Here is a 19551-nt window from a genome sequence, read left to right as displayed (position 1 = left end):
AAGTCCCAGTTCAACGCGGGACATCGCCGGATGGTCACGACGGGGCCACCCGGCAAATCGATTGACGTGCCAAGCATGATGGCCGGACAAAGTTAGCGTTCCGTTTCCGAATTACTCAGGATCTGCTCCAATTGGGCATATCCTGACTGCAAGCTGGTCGCCTCGTCCTTGCCTTGGCGGAGAAAATCCTCCAGCGGCTCGTGCAGCCGCACCGCCTCGTCGACCTCGGTGCTGGAGCCGGGCCGATAGGCGCCGAGCCGGATCAGCTCTTCCATGTCGGCGTAGGTCGCCATGATCTGCCGCGCCCGCTTGATCATGGGCAGATAAACCGGATCGGCCGATTTCGGCATGGTTCGCGACACCGACTTCAGCACGTTGATGGCCGGATAGCGGCCGCGCTCGGCGATCGAGCGCTGCATCACGATGTGGCCATCGAGAATGCCGCGCACCGCGTCAGCGACCGGCTCATTATGATCGTCGCCGTCGACCAGCACGGTGAAGATGCCGGTGATGGTGCCCTCGCCCAGCCCCGGGCCGGCGCGTTCGAGCAGCTTCGGCAGTTCGGTGAACACCGTCGGCGTATAGCCTTTGGCGGTCGGCGGCTCGCCGGCCGACAGCCCGATCTCACGCTGCGCCATCGCAAAACGCGTGACCGAGTCCATCAGGCACAGCACGTCCTTGTCGTTGTCGCGGAAGTATTCGGCGATCGCCAGCGTCAGATACGCCGCCTGCCGCCGCATCAGCGCCGGCTCGTCCGACGTCGCGACCACAACCACGGAACGGGCAAGACCTTCCTCGCCGAGGTCGTCCTGCAGGAACTCCTGCACCTCGCGGCCGCGTTCGCCGATCAGCCCGATCACCGAGACCGCGGCATCGACGTTGCGAGCGAGCATCGACAGCAACACGGACTTACCAACGCCGGAACCGGCGAAGATACCCATGCGCTGCCCCCGGCAGCAGGTGAGAAAGGTGTTGAGCGCACGCACGCCGAGATCGAGCGGCATGCCGACGCGCTTGCGCGAATGCGCCGGCGGCGGCTGATTGCGGAACGGCATCGGCGACGGACCTTGTACCAGCGGCCCCTTGCCGTCGATCGGTTCGCCCAAAGCGTTAACGACGCGGCCGAGCCAATGCGGCGACGGTCGCACCTGAGCGGCAGCGTTCGCGATGATCGCCCGGCAGCCGCGGCGCACGCCTTCAAGTCCTGCGAACGGCATGACGATGGCGTTGTTACCGGTGAATCCGATTACTTCGCACGGGATCGCTCGGTTGGCGCCGGTTTCGACAACGATGCGTGCGCCAACGCTCATCGCGTGAATTGGCCCGGCGATCTCGACCATCAGACCGCGCACACCGACGACGCGTCCATAGGTATTGACGCTGTCGATGTCGCCGATCTGTTCCGCCAAGGCCTTCATTGCGAAACTCTTAAGTTCGTCGACGCGGGGCCTGTCGCCTTAACTTCGTGTTTACCCGCATCGTTAATCATTGCGTCACTGTCTTTGGTAGCTGAGCACGCTTGCCCCTCAGAATGAAGGGTGAGTCGCAAGAGTCGGTTGACGCCGACTCTTAAAGTGGAACTTGAAGGGGCCGGCCAACAAAAAGCTGCTTTCCCGCAACACCTTAGTGCGATTCGACAAAAATTGCACTGCAGGACCTTGCGGAGCCGAATCAGTTTTTGTTAACCATTCCTCGTCAGGATCCGAATCAGTTCTTCAAAGGCGTTTCCAGTGCCGCAAGTGTGCGGACGCCTGACGCCCGTAGCGGCGCTTAGAGGGGACTGGCATGCGCGTATTGCTGATTGAAGATGACAGCGCGACTGCGCAGTCGATCGAATTGATGCTCAAATCCGAGAGTTTCAATGTCTACACGACGGATCTCGGTGAAGAAGGCGTCGACCTCGGCAAGCTGTACGACTACGACATCATCCTGCTTGATCTGAACCTGCCGGACATGTCCGGTTATGACGTTCTCAAGCAGCTTCGCGTCTCCAAGATCAAAACCCCGATCCTGATCCTGTCCGGCCTCGCCGGCATCGAGGACAAGGTGAAGGGTCTGGGCGTCGGTGCCGACGACTACATGACCAAGCCGTTCCACAAGGACGAGCTGGTCGCGCGCATCCACGCGATCGTCCGCCGCTCGAAGGGTCACGCCCAGTCGGTGATCCAGACCGGCGATCTCGTCGTCAATCTCGATACCAAGACCGTCGAAGTCGGCGGCCAGCGCGTGCATCTGACCGGCAAGGAATATCAGATGCTGGAGCTGCTCTCCCTGCGGAAGGGCACCACGCTGACCAAGGAAATGTTCCTGAACCACCTCTATGGTGGCATGGACGAGCCGGAACTGAAGATCATCGACGTCTTCATCTGCAAGCTGCGCAAGAAGCTCGCCAACGCTTCCGACGGTCGCAACTTCATCGAGACGGTCTGGGGCCGCGGCTACGTGCTGCGCGAACCGTCCGAGGACGACGTCCGCATCCCGGCCTAACTGGTTCTACCAAGAGCGCCCTCGGGCGCTCTCCTTCCGAGTGGTCCTTGACCCCGCCGCGAATGGCGGGGTTTTTGTTTTGGGGATGCCGCTCTGTCCCCGCCAAGTCCCCTCGCCTCAGTCGGTGCGGGGTGCGCCAATCGGGGCGTACCTGCAATCTGACGCGGGGACGACTTGGGCGAGCTTGCATAACGACGTCGGGATTCCGGGCTCGCTCGCTGGCGCGAGCGCCCCGGAATGACGAAGGGTGTGGAGCAGTGATGCGGCTGACGAGCCCGAAGGCTCTGCGCCTCAGCTGGCCCGCAGGCTGCTGAGCGCGGTAGTCGCGGGGAACGACGGGACGATCGACGGCGCCGACTTAAGGTTTGGCAGATACACGCCGCGGCGCGAATTGTGCGGCTTGAACGCGTCGGTCAGGCCCACCACGGTCTCGGCGGCGCCGAGGGTCAGATAGCCGTCCGGCTCCAGCCGCTTGGCGATCCGCTCCAGAATGCCGACCTTGGTGGTCTGATCGAAATAGATCAGCACGTTGCGGCAGAACACGATGTCGAAGGTGCCGAGCGACGAGAAATCGTGCAGCAGATTGAGCTGGCGGTGCTGCACCATAGCGCGGATCTCGGGGCTGAGCTCCCACACCTCGCCGGCCTGCTTGAAGTACTTCACCAACAGCTGGATCGGCAGCCCGCGCTGAACTTCGAACTGACTGAACAGGCCCGATTTGGACTTCTCCAGCACCTGCGGCGACAGATCGGTGGCGATGATCTCGAACCGCCAGCCGGCCACTGCCGGACCAAGCTCCTTGAGCGTCATGGCGATCGAATACGGCTCCTGGCCGGTCGACGACGCCGCGCACCAGATCCGCAACGACCGCCGCGCCGCGCGCGCCTGCAGCAGCGCCGGCAGCATCTCCTCGCGCAGGTGATCGAACGGCACCTTGTCGCGGAAGAAGAACGTTTCGTTGGTGGTCATCGCCTCGACGACGTCGGAAATCAGCGCTTCTGCGCCCATCCCTTTCATCTTCTGCACCAGCTCGCTGATGCCGCCGAGGCTGAGCCGACGCGCCAGCGGCAACAGTCGGCTCTCAACCAAATATTGTTTGTCGGCCGACAGATCGAGGCCGGAGCGATCCTTCAGGAGCTTGCGGAGGAATTCGTAATCCAGCGGCGTCACGAACGGTCTCCTGCAAACAGGCGGACCACCTTCGGACCAATCTGATTGAGCGGCAGTACCGCAGCGCAGACGCCGGCATTGGCGACCGCGCCCGGCATGCCCCAGACCACGCTGGAGGCTTCGTCCTGCGCGATCACGCTGCCGCCGGCCGCGACGATGTCCTTGCCGCCGCGCATGCCGTCCGACCCCATGCCGGTCAGCACCACGGCGAGAATGCCGCTCTGCCACACTTCGATCGCCGACATGAACAACGGATCGACGGCGGGCTTGCAGAAATTCACCGGCGGACCGTCGTCGAGCGCGATCACTGGGTTGCCGCCCTGCTTGGCGACACGCATGTGCTTGCCGCCGGGGGCAAGATAGATGTTGCCGGGTTTGATCGCTTCGCCTTCGATGCCTTCATGCGCCGGACGGCGGCTGGCGCGCGCCAGGTGCTCGGCCAGAATGGTCGTGAAGGTCGGCGGCATATGCTGGGTGATCAGCACCGGGAAACGATCGATCACCGGGCCGATATCCGCCACCATCGACATCAGCGCCTGCGGCCCACCGGTCGACGAGCCGATCAGCAGAACGCGCGGGGCGGTCGGACCGAACGAGCGCTTCACCAGCGCAGCCTGGCTGGCAACGGTCGGCGCAGCCACTGCGGGATGCGGCACCGGCGCTGGATGCGGATCACGCGCGATCGCAGGCGCGGCAACTCCGGGAACGGCGCGGCGTCGAACCCGGCCACCGAGCGACCGGATCTTCTGCAGCAAATCGTGCTTGAAGATATCGGCGGCCTGCGGCTCGCGGGTTGTTTCCGGCTTCGGAATGTAATCGGCGGCGCCGAGCGACAGCGCCTTGAAGCTGATCTCCGCGTTGCGGCGGGTCAGCGTCGACGCCATGATCACGACCAGATCGCGCTTCTTGGCGAGCAACTGCGGCAGCGCCGAAATGCCGTCGAGCTCCGGCATTTCGATGTCGAGTACCGCAACGTCCGGCTTCACCCGTTCGAGCTGATTGACGGCGTCGAGCCCGGTGCGCAGCGATGCTGCGACCACCATGTCCGGCTCGGCCTCGACCCATCTGGAGATCAAACCGCGGATGACCACCGAGTCGTCGACGATCATCACGCGCAACGGCTCGTATTGCGCCGAATTCGTAGCGGGACTACCTGCCAGAGCTACGCTCATAGAACACCGACGCAACGCATACTTCCACTCCCCACCGCGTCCCACACCGCGGCGCCAAAACCGGCCATCCGACCCCCGTCAGATCAGGCCGACTTCCTGAAACTTCGCCGTGACGATGTCCTTGTCGAACGGCTTCATGATGTATTCGTTGGCGCCGGCATGCAGCGCCCGCGCGATGTGCGCGACGTCGTTCTCGGTGGTGCAGAACACCACCTTCGGCGCGTCGCCACCGGGCATCCGGCGCAGGTTGCGCAGAAACTCGTAGCCATCCATCACCGGCATGTTCCAATCGAGCAGAACGGCGTCGGGCAGCCCGTGCTTGCAGGCTTCGAGCGCCTTCTCGCCGTCTTCAGCTTCGACGATCTCGAAGTCGAGACCTTCGAGGATGCGCCGCGCGACCTTCCGGATGACGCTCGAGTCGTCGACCACCAGACATGTCTTCATTTTCTGCCTCTATCAGTTCACGCCCGGATGGGCAGTTCCTGCGATTGCGCCGCAATCAGTCCAGACGTTATGCAGCCATACGTTGAGTTGCGATTTCGAGCACTTTGTCGACGTCGAGGACGACCATGAGCTGTCCGTCGAGGCGGTGGACGCCGTTGGCGAAGGAGGCCATGCGGGGATCGAGGTTGACCGGGTTGGTCTCGCGGCCCTCGTCCGGCAGGGTCAGCACTTCGCCGATGGAGTCGATCAGAAGGCCGTAGGATTCGCCGCGCAGGTCGACGCCCATCGCCATCGGCGGCTTGCCGTCCTGGTTCTTGGGCAGGCCGAGACGGGCCCGCATGTCGATCGCGGTGACGATCCGGCCGCGCAGGTTGAGAACGCCGGCGACGTCGTCCGGGGCCAGCGGCACCCGGGTCAGCCGTTCCGGCATGAACACATCCTGCACCCGGCTGATCGGCAAGCCGAACAGCTGGCCGCCGATCATCGCGGTGGCGAACTGGGTGGTGTTGCCGCTGATCGCGTCGATGGTGCGGCTCATCGCGGGGGTGTCCTTCCTGGTCTCGCTCATGCCGCCTGCTCCAGCACTTCGGGCGTCGCATGCATCGTGGTCTGTTCCTTCAGCGCCGCGATCAGGCCGGGACGGTCGAACTTGGCGATGTAGTCGGTCAGACCGGCCTGGCGGCCGCGCTCGATCGCCGCCGGCGACACCAGCGAACTCAGCGCGATCACCGGCAGGTTCGACATCTTGGTGTCAGAGCGGATCGCTTCGGCGAACTCGAAGCCGTTCATCTCCGGCATCTCGATGTCGGTCAGGATCACGTCGAACTGCGCACCCGAGCGCAGCACCGCGAGGCCCTCGACCGCCGAGGTCGCAACGCGGACCTTGTAGCCCGCCGCCTTCAGCACCGGACCCAGCATGTTGCGGAAGAATGCACTGTCATCGACCAGCAGCACCGAGCGCGTGGTCATCGTCTGCCGCATCTCCTTGCGCGCCAGCCAGTCGGAGAACGCCATCGGCAGGAAGTGCGCGACGTCGATCACCTCGGTGGCCTGGCCCTTGATCACCGCCGAGCCGAGAATGCCCTCGCGGCTGGAGCCGACCTGGATGTGCAGATGCTCCTCGACGATGTCGACGATCTCGTCGACCACAAGGCCCATCGACCGGTCCTCGTCGGCGAACACCAGGATCGGCTGCACGCCGCTTGTTGCCACATCGACGCCTTCCATCAGCACCAGCGGCATCAGCTGGTCGCGGTACTGCACCATGTAGCGGCCGTTCGACCTCTCGATCTTGTCGGCGGCGATCTCTTCCAGGCGCGTCACCAGCGACAGCGGCACCGCCTTGGGCTGGCTCGAACCGGCGCGGAACACCAGAAGCGAGGTCAGCTGTTCGGCCGAGGCGTTGCGGCTCGCCGCCGCCTGGTCGGAGATATCGTGCTGCGCCGACACCGCGGTGCCGAGCGCCTGCGCGATCCCGTTCGGATCGACGATCATGATCACCGCGCCGTCGCCCAGGATGGTGTTGCCCGAGAACATCCCGATGTGACGCAGCTTGGTCGACATCGGCTTGACGACGATTTCTTCGGTGTGGAACACGCCGTCGACCACGATGCCGAAGGTCTGGCTACCGACCTGAGTCACCACGATGAAGCCGTTCTCCGGCTCGCTATTGGCGCCCTCGTCGATGCCGAGCAGCTTCTTCAGATGGATCAGCGGCAGCAGCTTGTCGCGTAGACGAAGAACGGGCGTGTCCTTGATCCGCTCGATGCGGTGCTCGGAGTTGGCCCGCGCCCGCACCAGTTCGACCACCGCCAGCTGCGGGATCGCGAACCGGTCGCCGCCGGCCTCCACGATCAGCGCCGAGACGATCGCCAGGGTCAGCGGGATCTTGATGGTGATCGCCGAGCCTTCGCCCGCGACCGACTTCACTTCAATCGTGCCGCCGATCTGGTCGATATTGGTCCGCACCACGTCCATGCCGACGCCGCGGCCGGACACCGAGGTGACGGCGGCAGCGGTCGAGAACCCCGGCGCGAAGATGAACTTGTGGATCTGCGCCTCGGTCATCTTCTCGAGTTCGGCCTCGGTGACCAGACCGTTGGCCAAGGCCTTGGCCTTGATCCGTTCGGTGTCGAGCCCGCGGCCGTTGTCGGCGATGCAGATCACGATATGGCCGCCCTCGTGATAGGCGGACAGGCGGATGGTGCCCTGCTCGGGCTTGCCGGCGCGCGCCCGGTCCTCGGGCTTCTCCAACCCGTGGTCGGCGGAGTTGCGCACCATGTGGGTGAGCGGGTCCTTGATCAGGTCGAGCACCTGGCGGTCGAGCTCGGTGTCGGCACCGTGCATCTCCAGCTCGATGTGCTTGCCGAGTTCGGCGGCGAGATCCCGGACGATCCGCGGCAGCTTCTGCCAGGCGTTGCCGATCGGCTGCATCCGGGTCTTCATCACCCCGTCCTGCAGCTCGGCGGTGACGGTGGAGAGCCGCTGCAGCGGCACCTTGAACTCGTTGTCCTCGTGGCGCCGGCTGATCTCGAGCAGCTGGTTGCGGGTCAGCACCAGCTCGGACACCATCGTCATCAGGTGTTCGAGGGTATCGACGTTGACGCGGATCGACTGGTTGGCGACGCCGCCGGCGGCACCGCCTTCAGCTGCGCCCTCGCCGTCGCCGCCAGACTTCTTCGCCGCCGGCTTGGCGGCAGGTTTGGCGGGCTTGGCCGGCTTCGGCTCAGGCTGCGCAACCACCTCGGCCACGGCCGCCGGAGCCTCGCTCACAGCCGGCTGCAGCGGCGGGGAAGCCATCTCGATCTCGGTCTCGCGGAAGGCGCGCTCCAGCTCGTCCAGCGACACTTCACCCGGCCGCAGCGGACGCTCCAGCGTCTGCGCCACCAGGGTGCCTTCGGTCGAATTGGCGTCGGCCGCAGCCGCCACAACAGCTTCGGCAGGGGCTTCGGCCACAGCAACCTCGGCGACGTCCACCGGCGCCGCGCCGCCAAGCTCGGCCGCGATCTCCTCCGGCGAGCGCATCGACAACCGCTCCAGCTCCCCGATCAGGTCGCCGTCCTCACCCTCGGGCTCGGCCTGGGTCGCCTCCAGCTGGGTCAGAATGTCCTTGATCCGGTCGATCGTGGTCAGGATCAGCGTCACCGCCTCCCCCGTCACCGGCATCCCGTCCCGGAATTTGCCCATCAGGGTCTCGGCCGCATGCGCAAGCGCTTCAAGCCGCGGCAATCCTAGAAACCCGCACGTCCCCTTGATGGTGTGAACAAGACGAAAAATATTGTCCAATATCTTCGCGTTGTTCGGCTCCTGCTCAAACCGGACCAACTGGTTGTCAACCGTGTCCAGGCTCTCGAAGGTCTCCGTCAAAAACTCACGAAGAAGATCGTCCATACGCGTGGCCTTCACTGCACGCGGGCACGCGACCGTCGCCAATGCCCGACTAATGCGGCCACTGTGTGCGGAAAGCGTTTAATATTGGTTGCGTGCCGCGGGACGATGCGGCGGAAGTTGAAATAGTTAGGGCCTTCGTACGATCCCGAGGCTCGTCGTCAATACAATCTTCACTATATCACTGCGCCCCTCAGGACGCAGTTACCACCATGGTGTCGCCTTCCGGGGCGAGTGAAACGGTCAATCCGCAGGCCTGCGCAAGCAATCGCGTGTAGTACGGCTGCACGCCGTGCGACTCGATCGGGCCGCTCTGAGTCCCGTTGAGCAGATCGACGATGTTGTGCGGCGTGCGGGCGTTGATACCGGCTGCAACGATGCGGAAGGACAAATTGTCGCCTTCTCCGATCGGGTCGATCGTCAACGTACCACCGCGCGGAATCGTCTGCTGAGCAATCACCAGCATGTTGAGCAGCAGCTTGACGCGGTTCTTGGCGAGCAGCAGCCGCGGCAGATTCCAGGTCAGCTTGGTCTTGTCGTCTTCGAGGTGACCGCGCGCCATGTTCTGCGCATCGCCGAGATCGATCTGCGCACCGGCCGAGCCGGCCGCGCCGAACGCCAGCCGACAGAACTGCAGCCGGGCCGATGCGGTTTTGGCGCTCTTTCGAATCAATTCGAGCGCGAAATCGCGGTCTTCCTGCTTGGAGCTGTCGTCGAGCACTTCCAGGCCATTGACGATCGCGCCGACCGGGCTGATGAGATCGTGGCACACCCGCGAACACAGCAGCGCCGCGAGCTCCAGCGCATCGGGAGCGGGAGCCTGCACAGCGGGAGATTGGGTGTCGGACATCAGTCTGTTCCTCGGAAAACCGCTCGCAAGACGAATCAGCCTTGGTTAATGGCTTGATACACTGCGGCCGCTGGCAGTGCCAACACAACGGTCCGGCTCCAACCAGACCACCGACGGAGGATGACACAGCTTGATGACTGCCGCGTTCGAACAGCCCGCCGCCGTTTCCTCCGAGCACGCCGTAGCGTTGCTCGAACCGCTCACCGAATTGGTGCTGCGCGCCGGGGCGGCCATCATGGCGATCCCGCGCGACGCCAAGGTGACCCAGAAGCCTGACGGCTCGCCGGTGACGCCTGCTGATCTCGCCGCCGACCAGGTGATCGCCGAGGGACTGGCGCAGATCGCGCCGCACGTCCCGGTGCTGTCGGAAGAGTGCTGCAGCAACGGGCGACCGACATCGGGCAGTTTCTTCGTGGTCGATCCGCTCGACGGCACTAAGGAGTACATCGCCGGTCGCGACGAATTCACCGTCAACCTGGCGCTGGTGTGCGACGGCCTGCCGGTGCTCGGCATCGTCGGCGCGCCGGCTCTGGGGCTGGCGTGGCGCGGCGCGGTCGGCCATGGCGCCGAACGGCTGACGGTCGCCGCTGACGGGATCAGCTTCACCGCCAGCGCGATCCAGACCCGGCCGCTGCCGCAGCCGGGCGAGCCGTGGATCGCCACGGTCAGCCGCTCGCATCTCGATCCTGCTACTGTCGCCTTCATCGACGCCCGCCCCGGCGCCGTGCACGCGACGCTGGGGTCGTCGCTGAAATTCTGCCGGATCGCCGAAGGCGAGGCCGACATCTACCCGCGGCTGGCGTCGATCTGTGAATGGGACATCGCGGCCGGCGCCGCGCTGGTCATCGCCGCGGGCGGCAAGGTGACCGACCGGACCGGCGCACCGCTGCGGTTCGACGAACCGCGGCCGAACTTCATCGTGCCGGAGTTCATCGCCTGGGGCGATCGCAACGGGCGGTAATGTTGGCCGGCCGGGCGCTACCTCAACCGGCCTGGGCGAGCGCGATGGTGCGGCGGACGAAAAGGGCGATGCTGTGCTGATCGAGGCCGTCGCCCAGCACGGCGGCATGCAGATAGACCGGCGCGATGGCAAATTCGAGCAACGGGCGCGCGGCCGTCGTCGCCGGTATTTCGCCGCGCGACTTGGCGCGCTCGATCATGGCGGCTGAGAGTTCGAACCGTTCGCGCCAGAACGCCTGCCTGATCCTGTCGGCTTCGCCGCGCGCGGTAAGCTGCAACGCCAGCAGCGCGCGTCCGAGCGGTGAACGCACGTAAGCATCGAGATCGGTGAGAAACCGCGTCAGGTCGCCGGCCAGCGTCCCGGTATCCGGGATCGCCACCTGGGTCATCGAACGGTCCCGGATCGCGTCGAGCGCCAGCGCCTCCGGATCCGGCCAGCGGCGATACAGCGTGGTCGGATGCACGCCGGCGCGCTGGGCGATCGCCGGCAAGGTCAGGCCCGACAGCCCATGGGCCACCAGCTCCTGCAGCACCGCCCCGAACACCTGCTCGCGGATTCGCGCACTCCGCCCGCCAGTCCGACGTCGAATCGATTCAGCGCCCTCAGCCATCCGCTCAACCTAACGCAGCGAAAGTTGACTTTACAGGCCACGCCTCCTATCGCAACATTCATTGCGTTAACGAGGAGAGCTGCGCATGAGGATCGCGGTGCTGGGTGTCGGCGTGATCGGGTCGATCTACGCCGCCAAACTCGCAGCGGCCGGCCATAACGTCACCCTGGTGGCGCGCGGCCCGCGCAGGCGGCAGCTGGAAAGCTCCGGGCTGCAGCTCGAGGACGCCCTGAGCGGCGCGACGCTGTGCTTGCAGCTTCCGGTCTCTGATCAGCTTCCCCGCGACGCCGAGCTGGTTGTGGTCGCGATCCGGAATGCGCAGGTCGATGCGGCGCTGCCGCAGCTCCGGCAGTCGCCCTCGGCGACGCCGATCCTGTTGATGCTGAACGGTCCGTTGCAGGTCGGGCGTTTGGGCGAAGCGCTGGGACCGGAGCGCGTGTTCTTCGGTTTTGCCGGTGCCGGCGGCGTGCACGACGGGCTATCCGTTCGCTACACGGCGGTGCGCGCCCAGCCGACGACTTTCGGCCCGGTGCGCGGCCAGCCGGAGACAAAGCCTCGCGCCTTCGCGGCGCTGTTTGCCGACGCCGGCCTCGCCACCAGCGTGGTGGCGGATATGGAAGCGTGGCTGCTGACGCATGCGGTGCTGATCACCGCGCTGTGCGGGGCGCTGTATCGCAACGGCGGCGTCTCGAAAGCGCTCGCGGCGGACAAGTCCGGATTGAACGACCTGATCGCCGGACTGCGCGAGGGACTGCGCGTCGTGACCTCGCTCGGCTTCACGGTCTCCCCGCTCAAGCTCCGGCTGCTGCCGCGATTACCGGCCCCGCTGGTCAGACTGGCCCTGAGCCGACAGCTCGCCTCGGACTTCGCCGCATTTGCGATCGACGGTCATGCCAATGCGGCGCCGGAGGACATGCAGGATCTGGCACGGGACTGCCGCACCATGATTGCGCGCAGCGGCCAGGCCGCACCCGTGCTGCTGCGGCTCTGCGACGAGGTCGAGGCGTTTCGTCGCGCTGACCAGCGCGCCTATTCGGCGAGGGTTGCCAACAGTCCCGGCCAGCGCTCGCGGGCGTCGTGGAGATAGCGCTCCGGGTTGGCCGCGAAAGCGTCCCGGTTTTCCTCGCGGTCGAACAGATACAGCCGCTGGCCGCTGATCAGCCAGATCAGCGCGTTGCCGGCGAGCGGCACGCCGCGCGCCACCGCGACCGGATCGTAGCCGCCGAACTGCGGGCCGTAGATATCCGGCCGGGCGAGAAAGAACTTGCGATTGTCGTCGTTGCAGAACCGCCAGACCGCGCCCTTTGCGGAGGCCTCGAACTCGGATTGGCCTTGCCGCGCCTGATGATCGGTGAAATACGCCACCGGATCGAAGCCATCGATCGCAAGACCGGTGGTGCGATCGACCACGAGGCGCTCGGTCGTGCCGGCGTGCACGATCGTGGGCACAGAACTGCAGACGGCAACGAGGCCGAGCAGTCCGATCAAGGCGATTCGAAGGCGCATCCGGTTCCGTTCCTGCCGCTGTGCCGTCATAGTTGCTGCCGATAACGTTCCGAGTCGGGGACAAACGTCGCTACAGGATGCCCGTCAGCATCCGGTTAAAGCGGCGCAAGGGATTTGAAGACCCAGGGGTGAATTGCATGAGCTTCGTGACGCGTCGCGCCGCGCTGGCCTTTGTTGCGCTGGCGGCCCTGAATGTGCCGGCTGTGGCGCAGCAACAGCCATTGCCACCGAAGTCCCCCGCCGGCCCGAACACTTATGGGCCGGACGAACTGGTCGGCGCCGGCCACCGCTTCTTCGGCAACGTCTCGCGCGGCCTCGCCTCGGTGATCGAGCGCGCGGTCAGCCAGTGGGGCCTGCCCAACGGCTATGTGCTCGGCGAAGAAGGCTCGGGCGCGTTCGTGGCCGGCCTGCGCTACGGCGAAGGCACGCTCTACACCAAGAACGCCGGCGACCTGAAAGTGTACTGGCAGGGCCCGTCGGTCGGCTTCGACTGGGGCGGCAACGGCGCCCGCACCATGACGCTGGTGTACAACCTGCCCTCCACCAACGCGATCTATCAGCGGTTCGGCGGCATCGACGGCTCGGCCTATGTGGTCGGCGGCTTCGGCATGACCGCGCTGACTGCCAACGGCATCGTGCTGGTGCCGATCCAATCGGGTATCGGCCTGCGGCTCGGTGCCAATATCGGCTACCTGAAGTTCACCCCCTCGGCGACCTGGAATCCATTCTGATCCAGGCCGCCTGCGCGGCTTACAGCCAGAGCGCGTAATCGGCTACCGATTCACGTTAACGCCGCAATGCACTGGCGCGAAGGCGCCGGCTTATGGCATTGTGCTGCAAATGGATTTGCGGCTGGACGGCGACGTTCGCCCGCGCCATCAACGGTTCATCGTCCGAATTCGCGCCGACGCGCTCCGCGCCAAGCTCCGCGGAACGCGCGCGCCTTGCCAAAGCGCGTGTGGGAGACATCGATGGTCGAACAGATCATGTATCTGGCGATCGGCTTTCTGGTCGCGATGCTGCTCGCGCTGATGCTGGCACCGCTGGTGCATAATCGCGCGGTGCGGCTGACGACGAAGCGGCTGGAAGCGGCGACGCCGCTGTCGATGGCGGAGATCCAGGCCGACAAGGACCAGCTCCGGGCCGAATTCGCGATGTCGGCGCGGCGGCTGGAGATGAGCGTCGACCAGCTCAAGAACAAGACCACCAGCCAGTTCGCCGAGATTGGCAAGAAGACCGACGCGATCAATCGCCTCAAGCTCGAACTTGCCGAGAAGAACGCCGCGATCGAGACGCTCGAAGCGCGCGAAAAGGCGGTGCAGGAGCAGCTTCGCACCACCGAGCAGGACTTCGCCGCCAGGACCGAGGAGCTGCGCGCCGCCGAGAGCGCATTGGCCGAGAAGCAGGCCGAACTCGCCCGCATCAACGCCGAGCTCAACGAGCGCTCCACCCTGGCCGACACCCGACAGGTCGAACTGGTGGCGCTGCACGCCAAGATCGAGGAGCTGCAGGCGCGGGTCGGCGAAGCCGAGAAAGAGTTTGCCGCCACCCGCAGCCGGCTCGAAGCGCAGCGCGGCGAATCCGCCTCCACCACGCGCGAGCTGGATGAGGCCCGCGGCCGCGTCGAGGCACTGAGCCTGCGCGTCGGCGAGCTCGACCGGCAATTGCTGCTGCAGGTCAAGGAAGCCGAGCTGCTCGGCGGCCGCGTCCACGAACTGGAAGAGCGTCTCGCCGCCCAGAGCAAGCTGCTGGCCGAGCGCGAATTCGAGAACAACCAGCTCCGCGCCGCCAACGAGGCCGCGCTGCGCACCGTCGGCGAGCTGCGTAACGAGCTCGACGCCACCAGCAGCAAGTCGCCGGACCTCGCCCGCATCCGCAAGGACAAGGCCGCGCTCGAAGACCAGCTCACCCAGGCCCGCGACGAACGCGCCAAGGCGCAGCGCGAGCTGGTGGCGCTGAAGCAGCAGGCGGAAAGCTCGTGGGAAACCGAGCGGATGGAGAACGCGCTGCTGCGCGAGCGGATCAACGACATTGCCGCCGAGGTCGCCAAGCTGGCGATCACGCTGGAAGGTCCGGATTCGCCGATCCAGGCGATGCTGACCGCGCCAGCGCCGGCCAAGCCCGCGAAGGGCACCAAAGCCGCCAACGGTACCAAGAGCGCCGGCGTCACGCCGGTGGTGGCCGGCGGCACACTGGCCGACCGTATCCGCGCGCTGCAATCCCACGCCTCGCGCGCGCGCCAGACCGGCTGAACCGCGCCGCACCCTGCGACGATCTGGGCAAATCTGCCAAAGCCGGGTGTTGCCGCTTGACACCCCCGCCCCGCACTTCGTAAATCGCGCCTCTACGGTGGTTCGACCGGCCGCTTCGCGGCCCCTGTCCCCAACCGGTCCCGGGCGCATAGCTCAGCGGGAGAGCGTTCCCTTCACACGGGAGAGGTCCAAGGTTCGATCCCTTGTGCGCCCACCATTTTCCCCAGCAGACCTGAAATCATCAACCGAAGATCGCCGCCGAACAGGCGTGACAGTCGGATCTAATCCGCCAGCGAACGGCGTCCTGCAGAATCCAGCGCTGCTCGGACAGGCTCATAAGGCACACCGATCCTGCGACAGTGCACGCACTGCCGTTTCACCGGCAGGCGTGCGCTCTCGACCGCATCAGAACTCTGCGTGCAGCCGGCCGGAGACGACCGACACCGGACCGCGATCGGCGTTGTAGGCCGGGTTCACAATGAGCTGATAGTCAGCCGTCAACGTTCGTCCCTGGCCGAGGGACCACGCGTAGTAGCTCTCGAGAATCCGCTCGGTGCCGTAGTTCAGAGCCCCGTCTCCGATCAGGAGGCCGGTTCCGCCAGCGGCCAAGAAGTCGCGATGGGCCGCAGACAGACCATTAATGGCCACGCCGATTCCCAACGTGTCGGCCTGCCGTCCCCAGTAGCTCCCCTTGATCGACAAGCCGCCCGAGATACTGCGGTCAATATCCGTAAAAGAGAGCGTCTCCGCCTGACCGTCATTCCAGCTCGCCCGACCGAACAGGCCGACATCAGTTGCAATCTGCTGCTCGAGATTGACGTAGAACCCGTACTTCGAGTTCACGTGGCGGAGATTCGCAGTCACGGTGTCGATATCCTGCGTAACGTTCTGAGATTCGACCGCCAGGACCTGACGATAATTCGCAGCGTTACCCTGATTGCCGAAGGCTCCAAGCCTCAATTTACCGGCCTGTTCGCCGATCGTGTAGCGCTGTTCGAACTCCACGACCGCGCCCCCAGTATTGAAGTTGAGCACATCGCTATTGGGCGCCGACGGAACCTGAACAACCGCCGCCCTGACAGCCCACTCCTTCCTGTTCAATTCAATGACGGCGCCTCGGGTGTATCCCGGAAGATCCGCCGGGAAATCGTACGCCGCAGAAGACCACAAAGCCCAGTTCATGAAATCCGCGCGAGGATCGTGAGCGTACGCGTTGTTGTCGAAAAAGTCCCCGATCGCGAAGCGACCGACAACCAGCGTGATCCGATCAATGTCACGCTTCCCGGAAAGCTGATTTGGGCCGTCCGCCACCTCCTCTTGCTCACCGCCAAGACCGAACGTCTGCTTGATGTAGTAGCGTTGCGGGCGAATCTTAGGATATGCCGCGCCAGCCTTCTGCGCCTCACCGTTCGAAAAGCCTGCCAGACCTAACGTTCCATTCAGGCCGAAGCCCTGCGCCGTCTCGGGATTGAAATAGAACTCGCCGCCTTCCCAAAGCCTCACACCCAAAAAAGCCGTCGTGGTCCACGTCTCGCGAACTTGGCCGCCGCCGGGCAAGGAATTCGCGCCAGAATAAGGCGAGCGAAAAGCCGGGTACCCCTGTCCGATGAAGGTCGTTTGCGCGTGAACGTTCCAGCTATCCGAATTCAACGACGGCGCTGCCGGCTGAATCAACTGCGCTGCGGTGTTGGACACCGCATCGAAGTGATAGTTCAGCCCTCCTTTCACGAGATGAAGGCTCGGCACCAGACTGCTGTCCGCCAGACCGAAACGGCTCAGATCGAGATTCGCAGATGATAGATCAACGTAGTTGTATTCCAACTTGGCCGACCAGTTGGCGCTGAGCCGCACTTCAGCACCCATGCCCGCAGTCCAGCCCGCTCTGTCGCTACCCAACTGTGCGCTGCTGCCGCTGTTGAGATCGAGATGACTATGTCCCCACGCAAAGCCGGCGGTGACATACGGCAACCATCGGCCATACGCATAGCCGAGGCGGCCTCGAACGGTGCCGACATAATCAACCGCACTATTGAACGGGACAGCAGTCAAGGACGGCCGGTCGATCGGACTGGTGAATGACGCATCGGCCTCAAGACCGAGAACGAAATTGCTGTTCAGCTGATAATTATAGCCGATCTGAAAGCCGCCAATGAGCCCCGTCGAACTGGTGGGAAATACCACACCCTGCAAAGGAGTCGGATTGGCGCCATCACCGAGGCCGCCCCCGCCATAACCGAAATGGCCGCCTGCATAAAGGCCGGTCCATTCGTAGGCTATCTTCCTTGTCGCTCGTTCGGAGCTCGATTCGGCCTCACTCGGAAGATCGACCGATCGTTCGACTCTCGCACCGTAGCCATCGCGTACCTCCTCGGCAGCGACGGATCCCGCAGTCGCTGCAGCAAAAGCCACGATGAGGCGTAAACCCACCCGCACGACAGCCCCGCCACGATCGAACTGCGATGGGGCTGCGTCTTCGTTACCGATCCGCTTCGGATGACGGGCTTCAGTCTTGTCGTACATCATTATCAATTCCCGGTTGGATAGCTGACGCGCAAGTCCATTCGCAGGCTCGCGAGAGCTGCGTATTCACTCAGGGATATGCGGGGATGGTTCCGTCGCGCCGCGCTACGACGGAGATCGCGGAGGTCGATCGAACGAAACGCTCGTGTCGCAAGCGGCCTCGCGTTCGCGACGTCTGAGATAGAGACCGTGACGGCCCATCTTCGAAGCGACCTGAAGCACAGCTCGAGCGGACTTCACAGGGATCAAGCCCCTCCTGGTGAGCCTAAATGCCGATCTGGCCAGCAAGAATGCACTGTTGGCCAGGAGCCCGCAGAGCCAAAGCCTCGCAGCGACCTTGAAGGATGACCTTCGGGTCATTCGGTGTCCCCGAAGCGCCGGCCCCTCGTCGCCGTGGCACGATAGATCCCGAGCTGGACATTGCGTCGGCCAGTTCACCGAACTAGGCCGCTCTGAATTCGGCAGACCGACATCCATGCGACGCTTTCGACCACGAAGTCGGCCAGACCGCGATGATTGAACCAGCATGCGCTACACCTCTCATTGGACGCCGAGTGAGAGTTGCACGATCCGGAATAGGATCAGTCCTCCCGCGACAACCAGATAACCCCGCAGGACCGACATCCAAACGAACGTCAGCGGAGTCATCTGCGGCCGCGGAAGTTCGTCGAGCGGCCGCATCCGCCATGACTCCCGTGCGGTCTGGAGAGGCAGCTTCGTCCCGTCGCGACGACCGATGAAGAAGAAGGCGATTGCTGTGCCGATGATAGTGACGCCACCCACGGCGAGGATGACGAGGATCGTCGTCTCACTCATGTCCGGATAGAGAACCGACGCGGTCAGAATGACAGACAACATCACCAGGACGCCAATGACCGTGCTGGTGAACAGGTTCATCCAGCGCCCGTTGATCCACGGTCCCAGCACCGCCCTGTCATTGCAGAGCAGCAGCAGGAACACCGTGGCGCTCGGCAACAGCACTCCCGCCAACGTCTGCACCGCATTCGTGAGTAGCCCCAGCGGCGTCCCGGGGGTCAGAACCAGAGCCGCAGCCAGCACGATCAGCCCGCCATAGACCGCATAGAAACCCTTCGCGTCTTGAGGCTTGCGATGCAGGGAATGACGGAGCGACAACACGTCTCCGATCGCATAGGCAGTCGCCAACGACACCGCCATGGCCCCGATTACGCTGGCGTCCAGCAACGCGAGGGCGAAGAAGACACCGGCCGTGTGACTGACATACTTGCCGATCCCGGCGGCGACGGCTCCGGCGTCCTGAAAATTGCCGAACTCTTCGCGCCCGGCAAACGTCGCGGCAGTGAACGCCATCATCGCAACCGCACCAATCACGACCAGGACAATGCCGATAATCAGATCGATCCGGCCGTACTGCAGGAAGCGGGTCGTGATACGCTTGTCGATGACATAGCTCTGCTGAAAGAAGAGCTGCCAGGGTGCGACCGTCGTACCGACAATGGCGATGATAAGCAGCATCACCTCGTTCAGCTTCCCACCTTCCGGAAACTGCGGCACGATCAGATCGGTCGCAACCTGCATGACAGGCGGATGGACCCAGACGACGACGGGCACCAGTAGCAGGCTGCCGAATACGAGGAGCAGCGAGAAACGCTCGAACCTCCGAAAGTCTCCTGTCCCCGCAGCGGCGATGATGACCGCCGCGGCCGCAATGACGCCGGCACCTTTCGGAAGCCCAAGGTAATCGAGCGCCAGGCTGATGCCGATGAACTCGGTGACAATGGTGAGCGCGTTCAACAGGAACAGGTCGATGACGCTGAAGGCGCCCCAGAACTTGCCAAATCGTTCGAGAATCAGGCGCGCATGACCGACGCCGGTCACTGCGCCGAGCCGCAGAACCATTTCCTGGTTGACGTATAGGACGGGGATCAGAAGAAAGAGCGTCCACAGCAAGGTCGTGCCGTAATTCTGGCCGGCCTGCGTGTAGGTACCGAAAGCGCCGGCGTCGTTGTCTCCGACCATAACGATCAGGCCTGGTCCGAGAATCGCGAGCAGAGTCGTCAAACGGCGACGCAACCCGCTCCTCGGACCGATGTCGTCCTGCTTGATGGTGCCGAGCGCCCCTTGGATGTCGCCAATATGGGCCGTGTCCAGCACGGCATGGCGCGCCGGAGCGTCGATTTTAGTCAGCATGATATCTGCTTTCGAATGACGTT

General features: G+C 64.3%; 16 protein-coding genes and 1 tRNA gene. 6 read left to right on the top strand and 11 right to left on the bottom strand.

Annotated elements, in window-relative coordinates; all coding sequences use genetic code 11:
- Positions 1–92: 92 nt before the first annotated feature.
- Entirely contained in the window at positions 93–1418 is a 1326-nt protein-coding gene (fliI, locus tag LRC39_RS08145) for a flagellar protein export ATPase FliI (RefSeq protein ID WP_263991109.1), read from the bottom strand.
- A 367-nt stretch (positions 1419–1785) separates the two neighbouring features.
- Here fliI and ctrA point away from each other — a divergent pair, with 367 nt between their 5' ends.
- Entirely contained in the window at positions 1786–2487 is a 702-nt protein-coding gene (gene ctrA / locus LRC39_RS08140; RefSeq protein ID WP_011157191.1) for a response regulator transcription factor CtrA, read from the top strand.
- A 291-nt stretch (positions 2488–2778) separates the two neighbouring features.
- Here ctrA and LRC39_RS08135 read toward each other — a convergent pair whose 3' ends face one another.
- The 6 genes from LRC39_RS08135 to chpT form a co-directional block, all read right to left on the bottom strand.
- Entirely contained in the window at positions 2779–3657 is an 879-nt protein-coding gene (locus LRC39_RS08135) for a CheR family methyltransferase (RefSeq protein WP_346296904.1), read from the bottom strand.
- The gene (locus LRC39_RS08130; RefSeq protein WP_346296903.1) at positions 3654–4829 is read right to left on the bottom strand and encodes a protein-glutamate methylesterase/protein-glutamine glutaminase; all 1176 of its coding nucleotides are present in this window, start codon (positions 4827–4829) and stop codon (positions 3654–3656) included. The genes LRC39_RS08135 and LRC39_RS08130 overlap by 4 nt, the downstream gene beginning before the upstream one ends.
- A gap of 78 nt (positions 4830–4907) precedes the next feature.
- Positions 4908–5273 carry a response regulator gene (locus LRC39_RS08125; RefSeq protein ID WP_011157188.1) on the bottom strand — a complete coding sequence of 122 codons (366 nt, stop codon included), beginning with the start codon at positions 5271–5273 and terminating at the stop codon, positions 4908–4910.
- Positions 5274–5340: 67 nt separating this feature from the next.
- Complete coding sequence (locus tag LRC39_RS08120; RefSeq protein WP_174270123.1) at positions 5341–5811, bottom strand: chemotaxis protein CheW; 471 nt, start codon at positions 5809–5811, stop codon at positions 5341–5343.
- 26 nt (positions 5812–5837) lie between these two features.
- On the bottom strand, positions 5838–8663 hold the full coding sequence (locus tag LRC39_RS08115; protein ID WP_346296902.1) for a hybrid sensor histidine kinase/response regulator: 2826 nt from the start codon (positions 8661–8663) through the stop codon (positions 5838–5840).
- A gap of 190 nt (positions 8664–8853) precedes the next feature.
- Positions 8854–9510: a histidine phosphotransferase ChpT gene (gene chpT, locus LRC39_RS08110; protein ID WP_011157185.1), complete on the bottom strand. Its 657-nt coding sequence runs from the start codon at positions 9508–9510 to the stop codon at positions 8854–8856.
- 133 nt (positions 9511–9643) lie between these two features.
- Between chpT and LRC39_RS08105 the strand changes: the two genes are divergently transcribed.
- Positions 9644–10471 (top strand): 3'(2'),5'-bisphosphate nucleotidase CysQ family protein, encoded by an 828-nt coding sequence (locus LRC39_RS08105; protein ID WP_346296901.1) that lies wholly within the window; start codon positions 9644–9646, stop codon positions 10469–10471.
- A gap of 22 nt (positions 10472–10493) precedes the next feature.
- Here LRC39_RS08105 and LRC39_RS08100 read toward each other — a convergent pair whose 3' ends face one another.
- Positions 10494–11081, bottom strand: a complete 588-nt coding sequence (locus LRC39_RS08100) for a TetR/AcrR family transcriptional regulator C-terminal ligand-binding domain-containing protein (protein WP_346296900.1) — start codon at positions 11079–11081, stop codon at positions 10494–10496.
- A gap of 85 nt (positions 11082–11166) precedes the next feature.
- Between LRC39_RS08100 and LRC39_RS08095 the strand changes: the two genes are divergently transcribed.
- Positions 11167–12168 (top strand): ketopantoate reductase family protein, encoded by a 1002-nt coding sequence (locus LRC39_RS08095; protein WP_346296899.1) that lies wholly within the window; start codon positions 11167–11169, stop codon positions 12166–12168.
- On the opposite strand, the gene LRC39_RS08090 is transcribed toward LRC39_RS08095, so the two are convergent.
- Positions 12111–12617 carry a YHS domain-containing (seleno)protein gene (locus tag LRC39_RS08090; protein WP_346296898.1) on the bottom strand — a complete coding sequence of 169 codons (507 nt, stop codon included), beginning with the start codon at positions 12615–12617 and terminating at the stop codon, positions 12111–12113. The genes LRC39_RS08095 and LRC39_RS08090 overlap by 58 nt on opposite strands.
- 107 nt (positions 12618–12724) lie before the next feature.
- Here LRC39_RS08090 and LRC39_RS08085 point away from each other — a divergent pair, with 107 nt between their 5' ends.
- The 3 genes from LRC39_RS08085 to LRC39_RS08075 all read left to right on the top strand — a co-directional run bounded on the left by LRC39_RS08085 (position 12725) and on the right by LRC39_RS08075 (position 15056).
- Positions 12725–13318: a DUF1134 domain-containing protein gene (locus LRC39_RS08085; RefSeq protein WP_107343619.1), complete on the top strand. Its 594-nt coding sequence runs from the start codon at positions 12725–12727 to the stop codon at positions 13316–13318.
- A gap of 240 nt (positions 13319–13558) precedes the next feature.
- Positions 13559–14839, top strand: a complete 1281-nt coding sequence (locus tag LRC39_RS08080) for a hypothetical protein (protein ID WP_346296897.1) — start codon at positions 13559–13561, stop codon at positions 14837–14839.
- A gap of 142 nt (positions 14840–14981) precedes the next feature.
- A tRNA-Val gene (locus tag LRC39_RS08075) sits at positions 14982–15056 on the top strand.
- Positions 15057–15244: 188 nt separating this feature from the next.
- On the opposite strand, the gene LRC39_RS08070 is transcribed toward LRC39_RS08075, so the two are convergent.
- Both LRC39_RS08070 and LRC39_RS08065 read right to left on the bottom strand, forming a co-directional pair.
- Positions 15245–17362, bottom strand: a complete 2118-nt coding sequence (locus tag LRC39_RS08070; RefSeq protein ID WP_346296896.1) for a carbohydrate porin — start codon at positions 17360–17362, stop codon at positions 15245–15247.
- Between the two features lie 537 nt (positions 17363–17899).
- Positions 17900–19528 carry an NRAMP family divalent metal transporter gene (locus LRC39_RS08065; RefSeq protein WP_346296895.1) on the bottom strand — a complete coding sequence of 543 codons (1629 nt, stop codon included), beginning with the start codon at positions 19526–19528 and terminating at the stop codon, positions 17900–17902.
- Between the last annotated feature and the right edge of the window lie 23 nt (positions 19529–19551).

This window comes from Rhodopseudomonas sp. P1, from assembly GCF_039642825.1.
In the GTDB taxonomy this organism is placed as follows: domain Bacteria; phylum Pseudomonadota; class Alphaproteobacteria; order Rhizobiales; family Xanthobacteraceae; genus Rhodopseudomonas; species Rhodopseudomonas palustris_H.
The sequence above is the reverse complement of the archived record's forward strand: the minus strand, read 5'-3'. Positions and strand labels throughout refer to the sequence as shown.